This is a genomic window from Nocardia sp. TBRC8007 (genome assembly GCF_056629435.1).
Map to the genome: position 1 here is coordinate 87,822 of NZ_JBWSOR010000012.1, position 19,831 is coordinate 107,652.

The 19,831-nt window shown below is 64.1% G+C and carries 18 protein-coding genes; 10 read left to right on the plus strand and 8 right to left on the minus strand.

Features of this window, described 5'->3' with window-relative positions:
• Positions 1–88: 88 nt before the first annotated feature.
• Positions 89–775: a TrmH family RNA methyltransferase gene (locus tag ACX4ZE_RS12745; RefSeq protein WP_480273601.1), complete on the plus strand. Its 687-nt coding sequence runs from the start codon at positions 89–91 to the stop codon at positions 773–775.
• Between the two features lie 301 nt (positions 776–1,076).
• A complete protein-coding gene (locus tag ACX4ZE_RS12750; protein WP_480273617.1) occupies positions 1,077–2,162 on the plus strand; it encodes a glycoside hydrolase family 76 protein in 1,086 nt (361 codons plus the stop codon).
• A gap of 7 nt (positions 2,163–2,169) precedes the next feature.
• Here the strand turns inward: ACX4ZE_RS12750 and ACX4ZE_RS12755 are convergent, their stop codons facing one another.
• A complete protein-coding gene (locus ACX4ZE_RS12755) occupies positions 2,170–2,820 on the minus strand; it encodes a DedA family protein (protein ID WP_480273602.1) in 651 nt (216 codons plus the stop codon).
• A gap of 52 nt (positions 2,821–2,872) precedes the next feature.
• On the minus strand, positions 2,873–3,514 hold the full coding sequence (locus tag ACX4ZE_RS12760) for a DedA family protein (protein WP_480273618.1): 642 nt from the start codon (positions 3,512–3,514) through the stop codon (positions 2,873–2,875).
• A gap of 370 nt (positions 3,515–3,884) precedes the next feature.
• Between ACX4ZE_RS12760 and fbaA the strand changes: the two genes are divergently transcribed.
• Positions 3,885–4,919 (plus strand): class II fructose-bisphosphate aldolase, encoded by a 1,035-nt coding sequence (gene fbaA / locus ACX4ZE_RS12765; RefSeq protein WP_480273603.1) that lies wholly within the window; start codon positions 3,885–3,887, stop codon positions 4,917–4,919.
• A 50-nt stretch (positions 4,920–4,969) separates the two neighbouring features.
• Here fbaA and ACX4ZE_RS12770 read toward each other — a convergent pair whose 3' ends face one another.
• Together ACX4ZE_RS12770 and ACX4ZE_RS12775 are read right to left on the minus strand one after the other, a co-directional pair.
• Positions 4,970–6,037, minus strand: coding sequence for a fused (3R)-hydroxyacyl-ACP dehydratase subunits HadA/HadB (locus tag ACX4ZE_RS12770; protein WP_480273604.1), 1,068 nt, complete (start codon positions 6,035–6,037; stop codon positions 4,970–4,972).
• Positions 6,038–6,134: 97 nt separating this feature from the next.
• Entirely contained in the window at positions 6,135–7,334 is a 1,200-nt protein-coding gene (locus ACX4ZE_RS12775; RefSeq protein ID WP_480273605.1) for an Rv0361 family membrane protein, read from the minus strand.
• A gap of 82 nt (positions 7,335–7,416) precedes the next feature.
• On the opposite strand from ACX4ZE_RS12775, the gene ACX4ZE_RS12780 reads away from it, so the two are divergent.
• Positions 7,417–7,860 (plus strand): DUF3151 domain-containing protein, encoded by a 444-nt coding sequence (locus ACX4ZE_RS12780; RefSeq protein WP_480273606.1) that lies wholly within the window; start codon positions 7,417–7,419, stop codon positions 7,858–7,860.
• Positions 7,861–7,917: 57 nt separating this feature from the next.
• Positions 7,918–9,021, plus strand: a complete 1,104-nt coding sequence (locus ACX4ZE_RS12785) for an FUSC family protein (protein WP_480273619.1) — start codon at positions 7,918–7,920, stop codon at positions 9,019–9,021.
• Between the two features lie 69 nt (positions 9,022–9,090).
• Here ACX4ZE_RS12785 and ACX4ZE_RS12790 read toward each other — a convergent pair whose 3' ends face one another.
• A complete protein-coding gene (locus tag ACX4ZE_RS12790) occupies positions 9,091–9,873 on the minus strand; it encodes a site-2 protease family protein (protein WP_480273607.1) in 783 nt (260 codons plus the stop codon).
• Entirely contained in the window at positions 9,870–10,529 is a 660-nt protein-coding gene (locus tag ACX4ZE_RS12795) for a hypothetical protein (RefSeq protein WP_480273608.1), read from the minus strand. Before ACX4ZE_RS12795 ends, ACX4ZE_RS12790 begins: the two co-directional genes overlap by 4 nt.
• A 302-nt stretch (positions 10,530–10,831) precedes the next feature.
• On the opposite strand from ACX4ZE_RS12795, the gene ACX4ZE_RS12800 reads away from it, so the two are divergent.
• Positions 10,832–12,121, plus strand: coding sequence for an adenylosuccinate synthase (locus ACX4ZE_RS12800; RefSeq protein WP_480273609.1), 1,290 nt, complete (start codon positions 10,832–10,834; stop codon positions 12,119–12,121).
• A 114-nt stretch (positions 12,122–12,235) separates the two neighbouring features.
• On the plus strand, positions 12,236–14,836 hold the full coding sequence (locus ACX4ZE_RS12805) for a helix-turn-helix transcriptional regulator (RefSeq protein WP_480273610.1): 2,601 nt from the start codon (positions 12,236–12,238) through the stop codon (positions 14,834–14,836).
• 123 nt (positions 14,837–14,959) lie between these two features.
• Here the strand turns inward: ACX4ZE_RS12805 and ACX4ZE_RS12810 are convergent, their stop codons facing one another.
• Positions 14,960–15,532, minus strand: coding sequence for a methylated-DNA--[protein]-cysteine S-methyltransferase (locus tag ACX4ZE_RS12810; protein WP_480273620.1), 573 nt, complete (start codon positions 15,530–15,532; stop codon positions 14,960–14,962).
• Between the two features lie 665 nt (positions 15,533–16,197).
• Here ACX4ZE_RS12810 and yczR point away from each other — a divergent pair.
• Positions 16,198–17,700 carry a MocR-like transcription factor YczR gene (gene yczR / locus ACX4ZE_RS12815; protein WP_480273611.1) on the plus strand — a complete coding sequence of 501 codons (1,503 nt, stop codon included), beginning with the start codon at positions 16,198–16,200 and terminating at the stop codon, positions 17,698–17,700.
• A gap of 350 nt (positions 17,701–18,050) precedes the next feature.
• On the opposite strand, the gene ACX4ZE_RS12820 is transcribed toward yczR, so the two are convergent.
• The gene (locus ACX4ZE_RS12820; RefSeq protein ID WP_480273612.1) at positions 18,051–19,148 is read right to left on the minus strand and encodes a CaiB/BaiF CoA transferase family protein; all 1,098 of its coding nucleotides are present in this window, start codon (positions 19,146–19,148) and stop codon (positions 18,051–18,053) included.
• A gap of 202 nt (positions 19,149–19,350) precedes the next feature.
• Between ACX4ZE_RS12820 and ACX4ZE_RS12825 the strand changes: the two genes are divergently transcribed.
• Complete coding sequence (locus ACX4ZE_RS12825; RefSeq protein WP_480273613.1) at positions 19,351–19,521, plus strand: hypothetical protein; 171 nt, start codon at positions 19,351–19,353, stop codon at positions 19,519–19,521.
• A gap of 97 nt (positions 19,522–19,618) precedes the next feature.
• A partial coding sequence (locus ACX4ZE_RS12830; protein ID WP_480273614.1) for a hypothetical protein occupies positions 19,619–19,831 on the plus strand: 213 nt, incomplete at its 3' end.

Below are 19,831 nucleotides of genomic sequence, written 5' to 3' on the forward strand. Positions count from 1 at the left end.
GCATAATCGGTGCGTTCGTTGGAACTTCCACGGGTTCCTGAGCCGGGCCGGCCGTCGACAGCATGGCGGCGGGATTAGCATCATCGGAGTGAGCCACCCAGTGCCGGATACAGCGGAACACGATCTACCCGGACCGACGGAGTGGGGTGCGCATCCGAATGGCGTCGGCCCGTGGGCCAGTGAGCACGCCGAGCCGCCGCCGGTGGATCCGCGCTTGGATCCCGAATTACTGGCCGAAGGCGACCGCCGCAATGTGGTCGACGCCTACCGGTATTGGACTCGTGAAGCGATTGTCGCCGATATCGATCGGCGCAGGCACCCGTTCCACGTCGCTATCGAGAATTTCGGGCACGACGCGAATATCGGCACAGTAGTCCGCACGGCCAACGCCTTTGCCGCCGCGGCTGTGCATATTGTCGGCAGGCGGCGTTGGAATCGTCGCGGGGCCATGGTGACCGATCGATACCAGCACATCGAGCATCACGCTGATATCGGTGAATTGCTGGCTTTCAGTCGATATCGAGGGCTCACGGTGGTCGCCGTGGACAATATTCCCGGCGCGGTCCCCCTGGAGACGGTCCGGCTGCCGCGTGCGTGCCTGCTGCTGTTCGGCCAGGAAGGACCCGGCGTCACTGAGCATGCCAAACAGGCCGCCACAATGACAGTGTCGATCGCGCAATTCGGTTCTACTCGCAGTATCAACGCCGGTGTGGCCGCGGGGATCGCGATGCACGCTTGGATTCGGCAGCATGCCGATCTCTCGACAGCCTGGTGAGCATTACTTCCATATGGGTCGTTCTGCTTGTATTGCGCGGACCGAGCTCACCTCGGTAAACGAGGTGCATGTCGCGGATAAGGAATTAAGAGGGCGCGAATCCGCCTCGCTCGCATAACAAAATCATCTGCGTGAATCCGTTCTTTCCTGGCACTATTGACCTATGACCTCGCGGAGCGACGATATCGAGATGCCGCGCGCGAAGCCGGCCGGTCCTGCTGCCCAACACTTGTCTGCCGGGTACGCGTGGGTGGGCAGGGAGCGCGCCGTATCGGCGAAGCTGTGGTCCGAACGAGCCGATATGGCCGAATCTGCGATCACCTCACGTCACCTCCGCCCGCTATGGGCTCTTCCGGGTACCGCACTCGGTGTAGTCGGCTGGCCGGCCACCAAGTGCGAACGACTCTTCGGTTCGTGGCACTACTGGTGGCAGGCACATCTGATCGATTGCGCGACCGATGCCGCCAACCGTGTGTCGACGCCGCTGCGCCGCAAGCGCATCACCGAGCTGGCGCGCGCACTCCGCATCCGTAATCTGACCGGCTGGACCAATCGCTATTTCGATGACATGGCCTGGCTGGCCATCGCACTGGAACGCGCCGAGCGCACTCAGGGTACAGAAGTGCGCAGTGCGTTGATCGAGTTGGAGCGAGCACTCTATGCGGGTTGGGAGCCCCAGACCGGAGGAGGTCTGCCTTGGCGTGTCGGCTCGGACTACTTCAATGCGCCCGCTAACGGTCCCGCCGCTATCGCGCTGTTGCGCCTCGGTCGGATTCAACGTGCGCAGGAGATGGCCGACTGGCTGGACGCGACGTTGCGCGACCCGGAAACCGGTTTGATCCTGGACGGTATCCATCTACCTTCCGGTGCGGTCGAGCAACCCGTTTTTACCTACTGCCAGGGCGTGGTGCTCGGTCTGGAGACCGAGCTGGCTGTGCGGACCGGCGAGGTCAAACATGTCGAACGTGTGCACCGGCTGCTTGCCGCTGTCGAGGAGCACTTGACCGCAGGCAGTGTCGTGACAGGCGGCGGTAGCGGCGACGGCGGTCTGTTCAACGGCATCTTGGCCCGCTATCTGGCGTTGGTAGCGGTGATGCTGCCCGGCGAAGACCGAGAACAGCTGGCCGATCGCCGCGCGGCGGCCGCGATCGTGCGCGCATCGGCCGCATCGGCATGGGAGAATCGGCTGGAAGTCGAGGGGGAGCCGCTGTTCGGACACGACTGGAACAGGCCGACGCGACTACCCGGCGGTGTCACCGGAGCCGGCTGTCGCATCTCAGCCAGGGCGGTGGCCGCCGCGCGGGTGCCTGAACGCGATCTTTCGGTGCAGTTGTCTGGTTGGCTGCTCATGGAGGCAGCGCACCGGGTCAGTGCCGCAGGACTGTGACCGCGGCTCAGTTCTCCGGTTTCAGGACCGCGATCGGTGCGGTTTCCACCGTGAAGTCCTCGGCCGGCTGGGACATTTCTTGTCGGTAGTGTCGCATGCCGAGTACGGTTCCGATGATCAGGCCCGCCACCAGAATGCCGACCACGAGTGGCATCAGCCAGGGCACCTGTTGCAGGAAACCCCCTGCGTAATAGCCGCCGAGCAGTAGCACTGGCGCCCAGACGATCGCGCCGATAGCACTGGCCACGGTGAACTTGACGTGGTCCATCCGTACCGCGCCCGCAACCGAAGGGCATAGAGTGCGTACCCACGGAATCCACCGGGCGATCAGTACCGCGATGAACCCGTGTCGGTGAAGCAATTCCGCCACCCGTTGCAGATTTTGTACGTTGATGTACTTGCCGCCCTTGCGAGCCACCAGATGGTGGCCCGCACGTTGCCCGATCACATATCCGACCTGGTTGCCCGCGATGGCCGCCACCATCGCGCCCAGCGACAGCGCCCACACGTGCTTCTCGCCGGAGGTGTTCGATGCCATAACGATGCCCGCTGTGATGAGCATGGAATCACCTGGCAAGAACAACCCCAGGATCACTGCGCACTCGAGGAAGACGAAGGTCAGTACTACCATCCAGACGAGTGCGGGACCCGCCGACATCAGAGGATCGAAACTGCCCACCGCTAGGGGCGAAGATGCTTTCGACACCGGCTCAGCGAGTCGACTCGCTGGTCGAAGCGGTCAGCTCGGATTCGGGTGCGTCGCGGCTGAGTAGTTTTCGCGCCACCGCGGTGATGCCCGGCAAGATCGATACGAACACAATGAGCAGGAATATCGCTTCGATGTGGTCCCGGATGAACGCGACATTGCCCAAGAAGTAGCCGAGCACCGTGACACCGCCGCCCCAGAGCAGCGCACCGACGATGTCGAATGCGACATACCGGCGATAATCCATCTTGGATACGCCGGCCAGCACGGGCATGAAAGTGCGCACGATCGGAACGAAGCGGGCCAAGATAATCGTCTTGGGACCGTGCTTCTCGAAAAATTCATGCGTCTGCGTCACATAGTGCTTCTTGAAGAACCGGGTGTCTTCCTTGTGGAACAGCGCGGGCCCGATCGCTCTGCCGATCCAGTACGCACACTGATCGCCCGCGAACGCGACCACGATGGTAGCGGGCACCAGCACCCAGATGGATACCGGTGGGTTCGGCTGTGCCGCCAGCAGACCACCTGTGAACAGCAGTGAGTCGCCGGGCAGGATCGGGAACAGTAGACCGGTCTCGATGAAGACGATCATCAGGATGGCCGGGAGCACCGCGTTCTTCAACCACGTATCCGTGAGCAGGTGCATCGGATCGAGTAACTCGGTAAGCGCGAGGTTACTCGTCACCGATTCTGTGGCTGCCTGCAGAATCACGTGGTCTCCTGTTCCGATCGACCGGCTTGCCCCGCGTGTCACGGTATCGGAAGCTGCCAGCGCGAATTATCGGCCCTACAGTACCGGTTCTCCGGGCAAATGCTCGTGCCGTACGGGAAAACCTTGTCGGCCAACTGCGTGCGCCGTCCCTGTGTACCAGGAGAAATGCCACTGCCTTAGGGTAAGGGCTGACAAAATAGGTCGACAGAATTAGGTTTTTGCCGCAACGCCGCCGCGCGACGACGTCCCGCTGCGACAACACCGCTGCGACAACGCCCTGCTGCAACAACACGGAGGTCCTACTGTGCCCATCGCGACTCCGGAGGTCTACGCCGAGATGCTCGGTCGGGCCAAAGCCAGCTCCTTCGCCTTCCCGGCCATCAACTGCACTTCGTCGGAGACGATCAATGCGGCCATCAAGGGTTTCGCGGATGCGGGCAGTGACGGCATCATTCAGTTCTCCACCGGTGGCGCGGAGTTCGGCTCCGGCCAGGGAGTGAAGGACATGGTCACCGGCGCGGTCGCGCTGGCCGAGTTCGCGCATGTAGTCGCGGCCAGATACGACGTGACCATCGCGCTGCACACCGACCACTGCCCCAAGGACAAGCTGGACAGCTTCGTTCGTCCGTTGATCGCGATCTCCCAGGAGCGGGTCGCAGCCGGTCGTAACCCATTGTTCCAGTCCCACATGTGGGATGGCTCCGCGATTCCGATCGACGAGAACCTCGAGATCGCCAAGGAGCTGCTGAAGGCCACGCACGCGGCCGACATCATCCTCGAAGTCGAGATCGGTGTGGTCGGCGGCGAAGAGGACGGTGTCGAGGCCGAGATCAACGAGAAGCTCTATACCTCGCCTGAGGACTTCGAGAAGACCATCGACGCGCTCGGCGCGGGCGAGAACGGCAAATACCTGCTCGCGGCTACCTTCGGTAACGTGCATGGGGTGTACAAGCCGGGCAATGTGGTGCTCAAGCCCGGGGTGCTCGCCGAGGGCCAGCGCGTTGCCGCGGCCAAATTAGGCCTGTCGGCCGAAGCTCAGCCGTTCGACTTCGTCTTCCATGGTGGCTCGGGGTCGCTGAAATCCGAGATCGAGGACTCGCTGCGCTACGGTGTGGTGAAGATGAACGTCGACACCGATACCCAGTACGCGTTCACCAGGCCAGTCGCCGGACATATGTTCGGCAACTATGACGGCGTGCTGAAGATCGATGGCGAGGTGGGTAACAAGAAGACCTACGATCCACGCAGCTATCTGAAGAAGGCCGAAGTAGCGATGGCGGCGCGTGTGCTCGAAGCGTGCAACGATCTGAAATCCGCCGGACGTTCGATAAGCGCCTGATGCGGTCTACCTGATGCACTCCGGCGTTCGGTGAGTGCATCAGGTAGCGGTCAGCGCAGCCTGACCTCGGCCAGAGCGCGTCCGAACAACTTGCGCCCTGCCGCAGTGCCGCCGAGCATGATGGTCGCGGTCCGCGTGTCCGGAGCCAGTGACTTGATTCGGCCGGTGAACTCCACAGTGCTCGCCGCGTCGGCGGCCACTGGAACGAAGCCGGAGAAGCGCACGCTGAATTTTCGGATGGCAGTTGGATCGCCCAGCCAGGAGGTGAGGTATCCACCCGCCAGTCCCATGGTCAGCATGCCGTGCGCGACCACGGTCGGCAGTCCGACCAGTTGTGCGGCGTAGTCACTGAAGTGGATCGGGTTGGCGTCGCCGGAGACGCCCGCGTAATTGGCCAGATCACCGCGGGTCAGCCGGAAGGTGCCGCCGGGTAGCTGGTCGCCTTGGGCCAGCTCATCGAACGTGGGTACGGTATGTACCGGGGTGTTGTCGTATTCGGTCGGCTCGATCGAAGGGCTGATGTCGAGCGGGACCAGAGTGTCGCTGCGCGGGAGCGTAGCCGCTGCCGTGCCGGTTTCGATCGGGTGGTCCTGCATCATGATGTTCTCGATGACGTTGGTCAGGTTGGCGTCGACTTCCGCGCCGCGCCGCGCCGCGATTGTGGTCGACCCTATGAGTGCGATCTCGCCGCGCTGGTTGCTCAGCGTGAATCGCACTACGAGAAAGTCATTGTCCCCAAAGCGGCGGATCGACTCGATCTCGACTTCGCTGCGGATCCGGTCACCGGCCAGGATAGGCCGGTAGCTTTCGAAGGTTTGATCGGTCTGCAAGAACTGCGACAGGTCGTAGTCGGTGAGTACCGAGTCGAGCAGGGCCCTGGTCCCGGTCACCCCGATCACCGAAGTGAAGGTCGGCGGCGCGATGATCGCGGGACGACCGAGCGCCTGTGCGCCGTCGTCCCGATGATGCGCCGCATGATGATTCTGTACCGCGCGCGCGAACTCGCGGACTTTTTCCCGGCCGACTTCGTAGTGATCGCGTATCCGGAATCGCTGCCCGGCCGGCGCTACGGGAATTTTGTCGTTATCCGGCTGCGCCATCGTTTGATGCCTGCTCATGATCCGGGTCATGCTACTTGGCGGCCTCGATCATTGACCAGTGTATGTGGCCTGTGCTGCTAGTGGGAAGGGTGTGTTCCGGCGCACGGTGCCATGGCTACCGCGTACTGGAGGGCGGGTCGCAGACCTTCCATCCGGCATCGGTGCGCCGCAGGTCGAAGGTGCGTGCGGACTGCTTCGCCGGGTCGGCTTCGGTGTGGATGGTGGCCTGGGCGATAGCGGTGTCGTTGGTGATGCGGATCGCATCGATGCTGTCGACCACCGGTATGTTCTTGTGCTCCGCTGACAGTTTGTGCACGCTCGCGAACTGATTGTCGGGGATTCCCTGATAGAAGTCGTGCAAAGGACCGCAGGTGGTTTCGCGCAGTCTGGCCAAGTCGCCGGCTTTCAATGCGTCGGTATAGCCGGTGATGACGGTTCGCACCTGTGCTTCGGGGGAGTTGCTATTGGTGCGCATGACGAGCACTACGACTATCGAGATCAGGACGGCCAGCAACACAGCTGCCGCGCTCACGGCCAGCAGCCACCGCGTGGGCTTGGCAGGGACGGTAGCCGCCGTCGCGTCCCAGGATTGTGGGGGGATGTGCTGTGGTTGCGCGATCGGCCTGGGCCGAGGTGGGTGGCGCGGACCGCTTAGTGACTGCGCTGGCATGGTGCGCTGGGTATCCGCGGGCGATACTGCCGTAGCGGCCTTGCGTGGCCTGTCCGCATCGGGGTGCGGCGGCTTCGTGACCGGCACCGAACCCGACGTCGGCGCGACCATACGATTGCTGCCGTCTCGGCCGTCCGAGGGGCGTTGGGCGGGTAGTGCGACGGTTTGCGCTTCCTGGCCCTCGGGCTCCTCCGGTGGGCGCTGCCGGTGTATCTCCACGGTCGCGGCGTCTCGGCCCGCTCGGTCGGGATCGTTCCGCGGGATCTCCGCTGTCTCGGCCTCGGCGGCATCGGCCTGCGGCCGCGCCGTTGCCGGTTCGGATGCGGCTTCGGCCGTGGGGTGGGTGGTCTCGGTGGTGTTCTTCCCCGGTGACGGTGTCGGCGAGCCGGTGGTGGCCGAGCCTCGTGCCTGGGGGTCGGTGCGCGCACCGGCCGCGGTCGCCTCGTGCGGTGTCGGTCTACTCGGCGTCTGCGCATCACCCGGCCGTCGCACGGTGCGGGCGATCGGCCGGGTAGGGGGCACTGCGGGCGGCGGAGTGTTCTTCCCTGCGGCGGGGGTGCCTTCGGTGATGGCGTCGGGACCTATCGCACTATCCGGTTCAGCGGTACCCCGCACCGGATTCTTTTTGTCGTTCGGGTCGGACACGCACACCCCTCACTCGGCCGGAACTGTTGAACTCGACGGCCAGCCTATCGAGCAAGTCGGCCTGCGGTGCACAATGAACCGCATGACCTCGTTCGGTGACCTGCTCGGCCCGCAACCGGTATTGCTACCGGCGATCTCCGATGCCGAAGACGCGCTCGGCAACTCGGCCGACCCGGTGCGGGTCGCGGCTGATCATCCCGCTGCCTCGATCGCCTGGGCTCAACTCGCCGAGGCGGCGCTGGCCCGTGGTGCGGCTCAGAACGAGCCGATCAACCACGACATCATCGCCGCGTACGCGTTCGCCCGCACGGGCTACCATCGCGGCCTCGACCTGTTGCGCCGTAACGGATGGAAGGGCTTCGGCCCGGTGCCGTGGAGTCACGAACCCAATCGAGGGTTTCTGCGCAGTGTCGGCGCGCTGGCCCGCGCGGCCAAGGCTATCGGTGAAAGTGACGAGTACGCGCGCTGCCTGGACCTGCTGGAAGACTGTGACCCCAGGGCGGCCGCCGAGCTCGGCCTCGACTGAACAACCGTGTAGTTGATCGACCCGAATTCCCGCGTCGGCACCGCCCGCGCGAGCGGTATGGCCAGGCTGCGTGCTTCTTGGGATCGGCTGCGTCGATCGGCGCTGCCGATCCTGCAGTGCGCGGTCGGTGCCGCGCTGGCTTGGTTTCTCGCCCGTCACGCGATAGGCCACAAGTTGCCGTTCTTCGCGCCGACCGCCGCTGTGGTGTCGATCGGCATATCTTTCGGCGCCCGGCTGCGGCGTTCGGTCGAACTAGTGGTGGGCGTCTCGGTCGGCATCGCTATCGGCGATGTGTTCATCTCTTACGCCGGTACAGGATCATGGCAGATCGCGCTGGTGGTCGCGGTCGCCATGGGTGCGGCGATATTCCTCGACGGTGGTTCTATCATCGCTATGCAGGCGGCTAGTTCCGCGGTGCTTGTCGCTACGCTGCTACCACCTTCGGTGGGTGGCGGCCTCGCTCGTGTGATCGACGCCTTGGTCGGTGGTCTGGTGGGTGTGGTGGTGGTTGCCGCGCTTCCGCTGCATCCTGTGCGCAGGGCCAGGGCTTTGGCTGTGGACATCCTCGAGGTGATGGGTACAGCGATCACCGATGGTGCTGAGGGGCTGCTCGAGCAGGACGCTGATAGAGTGCGCCGCGCGCTCACCTCGGTCCGTGCCACGCAGTCGCAGATCGATTCTTTGCGTGCCACCTTGGAAGGCGGTCGGGAGATCAGCCGGATCTCTCCGCTGTACTGGAATTCTCGCTCGCGCCTCGAACGCATCAGGTCCACGGCCGATCCGCTGGACAACGCCGTCCGTAACACCCGGGTTCTGTTGCGGCGCTCTTTGACTCTGGTTCGCGACGACGAAGTACTCAATCCAGGATTGATCGACGAGGTGAAGCGTTTGGGGCAGGCCGTCGACGTAGTGCGCCGGATGATGCTCGCCGATCCGGGGGAGCAGCCCGATCAGGCCGAGGCGACTCGCGTGCTTCGCTCGGTCGCGAAGAGAGCGCGTCCGGAACTGGTCACGGGGGCAGGCCTGTCGTCGCATGTCGTGTTCGCGCAGGTGCGTTCGACGTTGGTCGATCTGATGCAAGTATGCGGTATGCAGCGCATCTCGGCGATGGCTTTACTGCCGCCGACAGTCGAGAATCCCTACGTTCGACCCGAGGCCTGAGCCGCGGCAGCGGCTATCTTGTGCTTCACGTATCGATCGATGGTCTTATTGCGTGATGTCGGCAAGTTTTCAGGTCCAGAACCGGGTCAGATAGTTGCCGTAGCGCGACCAGTCCGACGGAACACCAGACAATTCGAACAATCCATACACCACATCGAAGAATATCTGGTTGACGGAGGGCGTGAACAACAGCGCGAACAAGATCAGCATGCCGAATGGCTTGAACTGGTCGAGTGAGCGCCTGGTGGAATAACTCAACGATGGTTCAACGATCCCGTAGCCGTCCAGTCCCGGTATCGGGAGCAGATTCAGCAATGTCGCCGTGATCTGTAGGAAAGCCAGGAAACTCACGCCGAACCAGAACGCGGGATGTGTCTCGGCGTTGCCCAGGGTCTGGACGACGACCAGCAGCACCACCGCGCACAGTGCGTTCACCGCAGGCCCGGCGCCGCTGATGATTCGCTGCGTGCGTGGCCCGACATGGTGTGTGTGCACGTAGACGGCGCCGCCGGGCAGGCCGATACCGCCCAATGCGATGAACACCATCGGCAATACGATCGACAGCAGCGGATGGCTGTATTTCAACGGGTTCAGCGTCAGATAACCGCGCAGCTCGACTTCATGGTCGCCCGCGCGCCATGCGGTGAACGCGTGCGCGAACTCGTGCAGGCACAGTGTGACGACCCAGCCGAACACCACGAAGACGAAGACACCTGCTTTTGCCTCGACCGAGTCGAGCGGGGCGGTCCAGGCCAGCGCGCCGCCTGCCACCGTGAGGGCGATCACGAGCAGGAACACCGGGCTCGGCCGGATGGCGCGCCGCTTGCGGCCGGCCGGGAACAACGCACTCATCGCACCAGCAGCCAGGGCTCGTGGTGGCGGTAGAAGCTCGAGCGCGGCACGGGACGCTCAGCTTGGATCCCGTCCCTGGTCACCAGGGCCGCGGGGGTGCCGAGCTGAGCCGCTCGTCCCCCCAGCCATCGATGTTTGCGTATGCCCTTCTGCACGGTCGCCCGCACACCGGGTAGTTCGAGAGATGGGGAGACGAGCATGGCCGTCACCTTTCCGGAGAACAGCCTTGCGTCGTCGACGTAGGCTTCGCCTTGCAGTTTCTCCGCACCGACACCGGTGATCACCGCGCGACCGACGAGTACTTTGCCGAGATCGTCCCGGATCAGCGGTGTCTCGGCGGCACGTCCTTCGATGGCTCGTCTTGCGGCGCTGTTGCCGGTGTCGGTCTGGTAGGCGCGCGAGGCATAGGTTTTCTCGACCGGGACATAGCCGATCTCCACGTGTAGCCGGTCGGTGCGCATCAGATGGGTGAGCACTGCGGCCAATGCTTCGTCTGCACCGAGCACGATCAACCGTGGCAGGCTGTCGGCGGACAGGACGGGAAGCAACTCGTCGATCTCGGCAGGTTCGGGGATGGCGGCCGTCTGGGTAGTCGGCAGTGCCGCGAGAGCGATAGGTACGAGTGCGCCGTCGCAGCGGAGAACGTGGGTACTCAAGCTGCCGTACACCCTCCTTGATTCGAACCGATACTGTCGGCCCTTGCCACTACAGGGCGACCCGCCGAGGCTCGCCCGCGCACGCTGTATTGCTGCCCGGCGTGCCGTGCAACCATAGCCCTGCTCGGGCGGTGACCACTGCCCTGCCCAGGCGGTGGCCATACGGTTGTTGAGCCTACGACGAGATCCGATGCGCCGCCGCCTCGGGCGGATCGGCTAGAATGTGCTTCCGGCCGCCGCCTCAGTACGGCAGGTAGCTGCAACACGCCAATGTTGCCTGTCGAATCGTAGGAGACACGACCATGCCGGCAATCGTCCTGATCGGCGCTCAATGGGGCGACGAGGGAAAGGGCAAAGCAACTGATCTGCTCGGTGGCCGGGTGCAGTGGGTGGTCCGCTACCAAGGCGGGAACAACGCGGGACATACCGTGGTGCTGCCCAGCGGCGACAACTTCGCGCTACACCTGATTCCATCGGGAATTCTCACCCCTGGGGTGACGAACGTCATCGGCAACGGCGTCGTCATCGACCCTGGTGTGCTCCTCGCGGAGCTGGCAGGCCTCGAAGATCGAGGCGTGGACACCTCGAGCCTGCTGCTTTCGGCTGACGCGCACCTGATCATGCCGTACCACGTGGCCATAGACAAGGTCACCGAACGCTTCTTGGGGAGCAAGAAGATCGGCACCACCGGCCGGGGTATCGGCCCGTGCTACCAGGACAAGGTCGCCCGCGTCGGAGTGCGTGTGGCGGATGTGCTCGATGAGAAGATCCTCACCCAGAAGGTCGAGGCCGCGCTCGAGTTCAAGAATCAGGTGCTGGTCAAGATCTACAACCGCCGTGCCCTGGACCCGCAGCAGGTGGTCGACGAGGTCCTCACCCAGGCTGACGGCTTCGCCCACCGCATCGCCGACACTCGGCTGCAACTGAATCTGGCGCTGGAACGTGGTGAGACAGTACTGCTGGAGGGCTCGCAGGGCACCCTGCTGGATGTGGATCACGGCACCTATCCGTACGTCACCTCGTCGAACCCGACCTCGGGTGGCGCAGCGGTCGGCGCGGGGATCGGGCCTACCAAGATCAATGCTGTGCTCGGCATCCTGAAGTGCTACACCACCAGAGTCGGCTCTGGCCCATTCCCGACCGAACTGTTCGACGAGTCAGGTGCTTACCTGGCCAAGGCCGGTGGCGAGGTAGGCGTCACCACCGGTCGCGCTCGGCGTTGCGGCTGGTTCGACGCGGTGATCGCCCGTTACGCCACCAGGGTCAACGGCATCACCGATTACTTCCTCACAAAACTGGATGTGCTCTCCGGCCTGGACTTGGTGCCGATCTGCGTCGCTTATGAGATCGATGGAAAGCGGGTCGAGCAGATGCCGACTACGCAGACCGAGTTCCACCACGCGAAGCCGATCTACGAACATATGTCCGGGTGGTGGGAGGATATCTCCGGCGCGCGGACCTACGAAGAACTGCCGCCCAATGCCCGGGCATACGTGGAACGTCTGGAAGAGCTCTCCGGCGCTCGTATCTCCTGCGTCGGCGTCGGCCCAGGCCGAGACCAGACGATCGTCCGGAACGACGTTCTCGCCTAGCACGATTCTAATTCTCTTCGACGCCGCGGAAATACGTTGTGAATGCCGGTTATTCGCGGCATCACCGAGCCCGCTCGGCTTCGATCATGATCGGTGAAGCTCTACAGTAAGGATATGGCTCGGAACTGGCCGATGATCGAGCGCGGCAGCGAATTCGAGGCGATCCGTGCGACATTGACCGATTCGGACCACGCCGGTGTGGTGATCGCAGGGGATGCCGGAGTGGGTAAGACCACGCTGGCCCGGCAGGTCACGGCCGCGATCGGCGGCAATGTCCGGTGGGTATCCGGCACCGAGTCGGCGCGCAGTATCCCGCTCGGAGTGTTTGCGCACCTGGTCGGTGGCTATCCGGCACACGATCCGGTCACGATCATGTCGGTGGCCCGTGCGGCGCTGCTCGCCGATGGCGACATGGTGATCGGTGTGGACGACGCTCACCTGCTCGATCAGCTCTCCGCCACCTTATTGTTGCAGCTGGCCATCGATAGGGCTGCGCGCATCGTGGTCACCATCCGCAGTGGAGTCCCGGTACCAGACGCGGTCACCTCGCTGTGGAAAGACAGGCATCTGCTACGCATCGACCTGCGGCCGTTCACCCAGCGGCAAAGTGTGCAGTTGGTGGAATCGATGCTCGAGGGACAGCTCGAGGGTTTCACCGCGAATCTGATGTGGGAATCGTCCGCCGGAAACGCTCTGTTCCTCCGGCATTTGATCGAGGGAGCTTTGGAGGCGGGCACCCTACGACAGGTCAATGACGTATGGCAGCTACGTGGCCGTGCGCCAGTGACCTCGGAACTGGCAGCCTTGCTGGAGAACAGGGTCGAGCAACTGCCCGAATCGGTTCTGTGCGTGCTGGAGCTGCTGACTTTCTGTGAGCCGTTAGATCTCGATATCCTCGCCGAGCTGGTGGGCGATGACGCGGTCGAGGTCGCCGAAACCCACGGTGTGATCCGGGTCGTAGAGAATTCGCGAGAGTTGTCGGTGCGCTACACCCACCCGCTTTTCGGTGAGGTGATCCGACGTAGGCTCGGCATCGCTTCGGCACGGCGCTTGCGCGGTCGCTTGTACTCCGCATTGCGGCGACGTCCTATCGAAACCGCCGCCGATCGTATCCGATTGGCCGAGTTGGCATTGGACAGCGATAGATCCGCGGATCTGGAACTATTCGTCGCCGCTGCCTCGGATGCGATCGGTTTGGCGAATCTGCCACTGGGCGAACGGTTCGCCCGCGTCGCGGTGGAACGGGGCGGTGGCGTGGAAGCCGCTGATTTACTGGCTCGCGCCTTGCTGTGGCAGGGGCAGCGGATCGAGGCCGAGCGCACGCTGGTCAGTTTCGATCCCGATGGGCTCGATGAAGTGCAACTCGCCCGTTGGGGTAGTACGCGGGTGGCGAATCTGTTGTGGGCTATGGGCGATGCCGATCGCGCCGATGAAGTGCTGGCGTTGGTGCGTGGGAAGACACGGGACCCGAAGATCTCGGCTATCTTCACCGGGCTCGCTTCGGCGACCGCGGTCAACGAGAATCGGATCGATGAGGCGTGTGCCGCGGCGGAGAAGGTCATGTCCAGCAAGGACGCGCCGCCGTGGGCGGTGTGGTGGGCTTCGTTCGGCGGTGGCCTCGCCTCGGCGTTGCTGGGTAGAGCCGAACAGGCCGAGCAGTACGCGGTCCGTGGCCGTGCGGTGGAGCAGCATATCGACGGGCTCAACCGCTTTATGTCCACCCATGCTGAGGTTCTCGCGCTGACCTTTACCGGAGATCTGGCAGCCGCGCGGCAACGTGCCGGTGCGTATTTCGGGTATTCCGCGCCCGGCCAGTACCTGGCCTGGGGGATGTCGAAGATCTTGCAGGGCACGGTCGACGTGGCGCAGGGGCGGTTTACCGATGGCATCGAGAATTTGGAGCAGGCGCTGGCGGCACTGGTTGCTGAGGGGGCTGCCGCCTGGATGTTCCCAGCGAGAATCCGTCTGGCGGAAGCATATTCGGCACTCGGACGTGCGGAGGACGCCGCCGAGTCGATCGCCCTCGCCACGGCCAGAGGCGGCAGACACAGCGCGGTATACGAGCCGCAGCTGGAGATCGCCCGCGCCTGGCTCGCGGCAGCCGAAGGCACGGGTACCTCGGCCATCCGGCTGGCGATAGGCGCCGCCGACTCGGCGGCTGGTGCGCATCAGTACGCGATCGAAGCCACAGCGTTGCACACCGCGGCTCGTTTCGGCGAACGTTCCGTGGCCAGGCGGCTGGCCGACCTGGCCACTCGGGTGGACGGGACATTGGTGCGGGCGCAGGCGCGGCACGCGGCAGCGCTCGCCGCCTCCGATGGTCAAGGACTCGACACCGCCGCAACGGAATTCGAGCGAATCGGTGCGATGCTTTCGGCCGCCGAAGCCGCGGCGCAGGCCGCGGCGGCACATGAGCGGACCGGAGATCGACGCAGGATGCTGGAGTCCGCCGCGATGGCCGATCGTCTGGCCGCAGCGTGCGGCGGAGCGAGCACCCCGGCGCTACGACAGGGGGCGCGGCCGTTGCCGCTGACCGTACGGGAACGCGAGATCGCGAATTTGGTCGCCGCGGGACTGTCCAATCGGCAGATCGCCGACCGTCTGACAGTCTCGGTGCGGACCGTGGAGGGACATCTCTACCGCGCTTGTACCAAGATGGACATCACCGATCGCGAATCTCTCGGGGCACTGATCCGCGGCGAATCCGGAGAGTAGTTGCGCGGCCATGCGAACGGGCGTTGCGATATGGGCGGTATCGGCCGGTGTGGCTCTGGCCGTCGGGTGATCGAGCTGCGGTGGCTGTCCGCCGTATCCAGCGGCGTGCCACGGTGCCGGGGTTCAGAATAGCGTGGGCTCGCCGAATCCAGGTGTGCGCTCGATGGTCAAAAGTCTCTGCTTGGCACCGATTCCGCCGGCGGCGGAGAAGCCGTGCAGCGTGTGATCGGCCGCGAGCACTCGGTGGCAGGGGATGATGAGCGGAATCGGGTTGCGGCCGAGCGCTTGTCCAACCGCCTGTGCAGCGCCTGGCGCGTGCACGAGGTCAGCGACCTGGCTGTAACTGAGGGTACGACCGGGATCGATGGCACGGGTCACGGCGTAGACCGCGCGGTGGAACGCCGGAATACTACTGGTATCCACGGGTATCCAGCGGAGATCGTCGAGCTTTCCGGTGAGGTGGGCACGGATGCCCGCGACAGTCTCGGCGAGGACATCGGGGAGTGCCGCATCGTAGAGCTCGTCGTCGGGATCCCCGGTACTGCGGATGAGCTGTGCGCGAGTCGCGGCCGGGCCGGCCTCCGGAAGCTGGAACCGGATCACCGCGGCATCCCGCCAAGCAATCGCACAGTAGCCGATCGCGGTATCGAACAGTGTCACAACGAGCCGGCTGAGTGTTGCGGTATGGCTGACGATTGTCGGTGCCGGGGCGGAACCGGTGGCATCGACGGCCGAAGAACGAGTAGCCGCGGCGGTGTAACGAGTGGCGTCACGCACAGCACAAGTGTGCACTGCGGGACCTGCCTGTTCTATATACAGTCCAGTTATGACACGCTGGCCTCTGATTTTGCTGCGCTATTGATGCGGCTGTGCTGATCGCGCGCGTGCTCGCGCACCATGGCGACTGTGCGCTCGCGCGCACCATGGCGACTGTGCGCTCGCGCGCACCATGGCAGTGAGAAACACCGCGGTCCAGCGCCTGCTGCCATGGTTTTCTGCCACGGATATCGGGCCTCGGCGCTGGTCAGGCTTCCGCGGGGATGGGGTCGGCACCGTGCCCGCGGGTATAAGCTGTTCCGCACTGGGCGCATCCGGAGCCGGAGCGCCTGCTCTCGCGTGAATCGCGGCGAGATCGGCGTACTGGCGTCGGTGTTCGTAGTACGAGGGGGACTGATCGGATAACGGGGCGTCCGGGGGAAAGCGTTCGATCCGGAAGGCGCATGTGCTGCGTTTCGTCTTCCTGCGATGGACCGGATAGCCGATCAGGATGAGCGGGAACAGAGCGGCGAGGGCAGTCACTCGGTCAGCGTGCGTCGTACTGGTCTTGCTTATAAATATCCAATTATTTGATACTGGCCTTTATGGCGATGAGGGTAATCGGTGCGGGCAGTCTGGCTCGCGATTTGGGCCAGTGGCGCCACTACGACGGCGAATCGGACTCCGCTGGTCGACGGTCCGCCCGTCCGGCATATCAGGCACTCGCCGAAGGCGTCCGGCTGCTGATCCACGACGGTCGGGCGCCGTTGGGCGTCGCCTTGCCGAGCGAACGCGATCTCGCCGCCGTGCTCGGCGTCAGTCGTACCACCATTACGTCCGCTTATGCGCTATTGCGGGAACACGGCTACCTGATCAGCCGGCAGGGCTCGCGCAGCACCGTGGCGCTACCGCGCGACGTGCAGCACGACGGTATCAAGTCGGCCAGAAGCATTCTGGCCGTCATGTCCCCCCCCGAGCTGCCTACCGTGGACATGACCTACGCCGCCATGGATGCTCCTCCCGAGATGCGTGAATCGTATTCTGCCGCACTGGAAGGAATTCCAGCCTACCTAGGCACGCACGGCATGGACCCGGTCGGTGTGCTCGCTTTGCGCCGGGCGATCGCGCACCGGTACACCGCACGTGGTCTGCCGACGGAACCGGACCAGATCCTGGTGACCCTCGGCGCCCAGCACGGCCTACGCTTGCTGCTGAACGTGCTCACCGCGCCCACCGCCAGGGTGCTCATCGAGCATCCGACCTATCCGAATGCCATCGAGGCGATCCGTGACGTTGGTGCTCGTCCGGTGCCGGTGCCGCTGCGCCCGGAAGACCGGGTATGCGGCTGGGACCTCGACGGGATCCGCAGCGCCGCAAGGCAAACCGCGGCGACTCTGGCTTACCTTGTGCCCGATTACAACAACCCGACCGGCCTGCTGCTCGACGCCGAAGGCCGCGCTGAGCTGGCCGCCATCGCCAGAGAGACCAGGATGACTGTGCTGGTCGACGAGTCCATGGCAGATCTCGGGCTCGGCGTGGACGATCCGCCGCCTCCGGTAGCGGCCTTTGCCAAGGGCGCCGAGATCGTCTCGATCGGCTCGGTCTCGAAATCGTTCTGGGGTGGTCTGCGTGTCGGTTGGATCCGTACCAACCAGGCACTGATCGCCAAGCTGCTCGGTATCCGTTCCACAGTCGACCTCGGCACGCCGGTGATGGACCAGTTGGCCACCGTGTACCTGCTCGAGCATGCGGAGGACATCCTCGGGCCCCGCCGTGACCAATTGCGTTCGCAGCGGTTCATACTGCTGGATGCGCTCACCGAGGAACTGCCGGATTGGCGTGTCACCCCCGGAGCGGGCGGCATGTCGTTGTGGGCGCAGCTACCTGCTCCGGTCTCAACCGCCTTGGCCGCCACCGCTCCTAACCACGGCGTACTGCTCGCCGCAGGACCGAGATTCGGCGTGCAGGGCTCGTTCGAACGCTTCCTGCGTTTGCCGTTTTCCCACCGGGAACCCGAATTGCGATTGGCGGTCAAGGCCATCGCGTCCGCCTATGCGACGCTGACGCCGCGTGCTGTCGATCCACTGACGCCGCTGACCTGCTACTGAACGGATCTCGCCGGGGCAGCGCAATGGCGAAGAGTAATGCGGAGGCCTGCGTCGGCACTTCTTTCCTGGCATCACCGAGCACGAACAACCGGCCACCCCTCACGGCCGGTTGTCATCGGGTGCTTGGCGAGTATTCGGAAGAGCACGCGTCGTCGAGGCCTCCGCCTCGAGCGGCGGTCGATTCGCGGACCGGATGTTCGCCGGTGATATGGGCTGTGCGTGCAGCCGCCTGCTCGCGGACAGTATGACAGGCGAAGTGTGAAACTGTCGAACCGGTTGGTTTGTTGTTGCTGGGATTGCCGTGGCGACAGCGGATTGTCCTACCAGCGCTGTGACAGCCGAGCGAGTGCTCAATCGGCCCAGACCGATTCGATGGGGGTGGCGGTGGTCGGCGGTGCGGTGGGGATCCCATTGGGTGTACGGGAAAATCGTGGTGCCGGGGCGTGCTGAGTGACGTTCTCCAGCTCCACCAGCGAACCTCGGGCCGCGATGTGCTCATCACGCGTCGCTTCAGCGAAGGTGAGCACTGGCGAGACACAGGCATCGGTGCCCGCGAAGATGTGGGTCCACTCCTCGCGTGTTTTGGACCGGAAGCGCTCGGCGAACAACTTTTTCAGGGTGTCCTGTCCGGCGGAGTCGAGTTGGTGGGGCAGCCCCTCCGGATCGATCTCCAGGCCGGCGAGCAGTTGCGCATAGAACTGTGACTCGATCGCGCCGACCGCCATGTACTTGCCGTCAGCGGTTTCGTAGGTGTCGTAGAACGCCATCCCGGTGTCGAGCAGGTTCACGCCGCGCTCGTCGGACCAGGCGCCGGAACCGCGCATGCCCCAGATCATGTGCGAAAGAGCGAGGGCGCCATCGACCATAGCCGCGTCGATCACCTGACCTTCGCCGGAGTTCTGTCGCTCGACCAGCGCGGCGAGGATACCGAATACCAGGAACATCGAACCCCCGCCGAAATCGCCGACCATATTCAACGGCGGGACCGGCCGCTCGCCTTTGCGGCCGATGGCGTGCAGCACACCGGTGAGCGAGATGTAGTTGATGTCATGTCCGGCGCGATCCGCCAGCGGCCCCTCCTGCCCCCAACCGGTCATCCGGCCGTAGACCAGGCGTGGATTGCGGGCGAGCACGTCGTCCGGTCCGAGGCCCATCCGTTCGGTGACACCTGGGCGAAAACCTTCGATGAGCACGTCCGCCCGTTCGACCAGCCGTAGCACCTTCACAATGTCGGCCGGGTCCTTGAGGTCGGCCTCGATGATGGTCCGACCCCGCAGCTGCGGTCGACTGAACCCGCCGGGCAGCTGCCCCGCGCGTTGTACCCGCACCACATCGGCGCCCAGATCGGCGAGCAGCAGCGCGGCGTGCGGGCCGGGGCCGATACCGGCCAGCTCGATGACCTTGATGCCAGCGAGCGGGCCCTGTGCGGCGGTAGATGGAGTGCTCACGCCTTACCTCGGTTCGTCGTTGATCCCACGCACCGGAGGGCGGTGCGGTCCCCGGCCGTGACCGGGGCTGTATTGACAGTATGGCGATAACGCGAGAGCGAGCCGATAGTTGTGGCTGAAAACAGGCTCGTCCATGCCGAACGAAAGACGTTTCACGAGCTTGCTGATATGAAACTGACCGAACATCCGTCCCTTTACCAGCTTGCGGTCGAATGGTGTTTCGAACTTCCTGATCGACGAGCAAGACGAGGCCACCGACCCCGTGAAGCGGTCATGGCAGCGGGTGATCGTTCGAGTGGTAGGGGTGTTCGCGTCGTTCCAGAACTTCCATGGCGACCAGTGGTCGACTTCTTGTATCCACGTCAGCGCCTAGACGTTCGTGAAGCCCGTCCAGGTATCCGGCTGACCATCAGCGGGACTCGTGTCCCCTCTGGACTTCTGACGAAGTAGAATTCATAGTCGAGCTGGATATGCCGCTCTTCGTCGAACTGAAAAGACGAGCACTTGATGCGATAACCATCCGCGACAAAAAGCAGTTTGCTGGCCTCGATGGGAAGAAAACGCTCCGGACCGGCAGATCACACCGAATTGAGCACAAAGATCCGAACACTGAGAGAATTGATATCGTAATCGTCACTATGAGACACTCGGAAATCTCGACCGCGCAACAAATTCGGCAACTC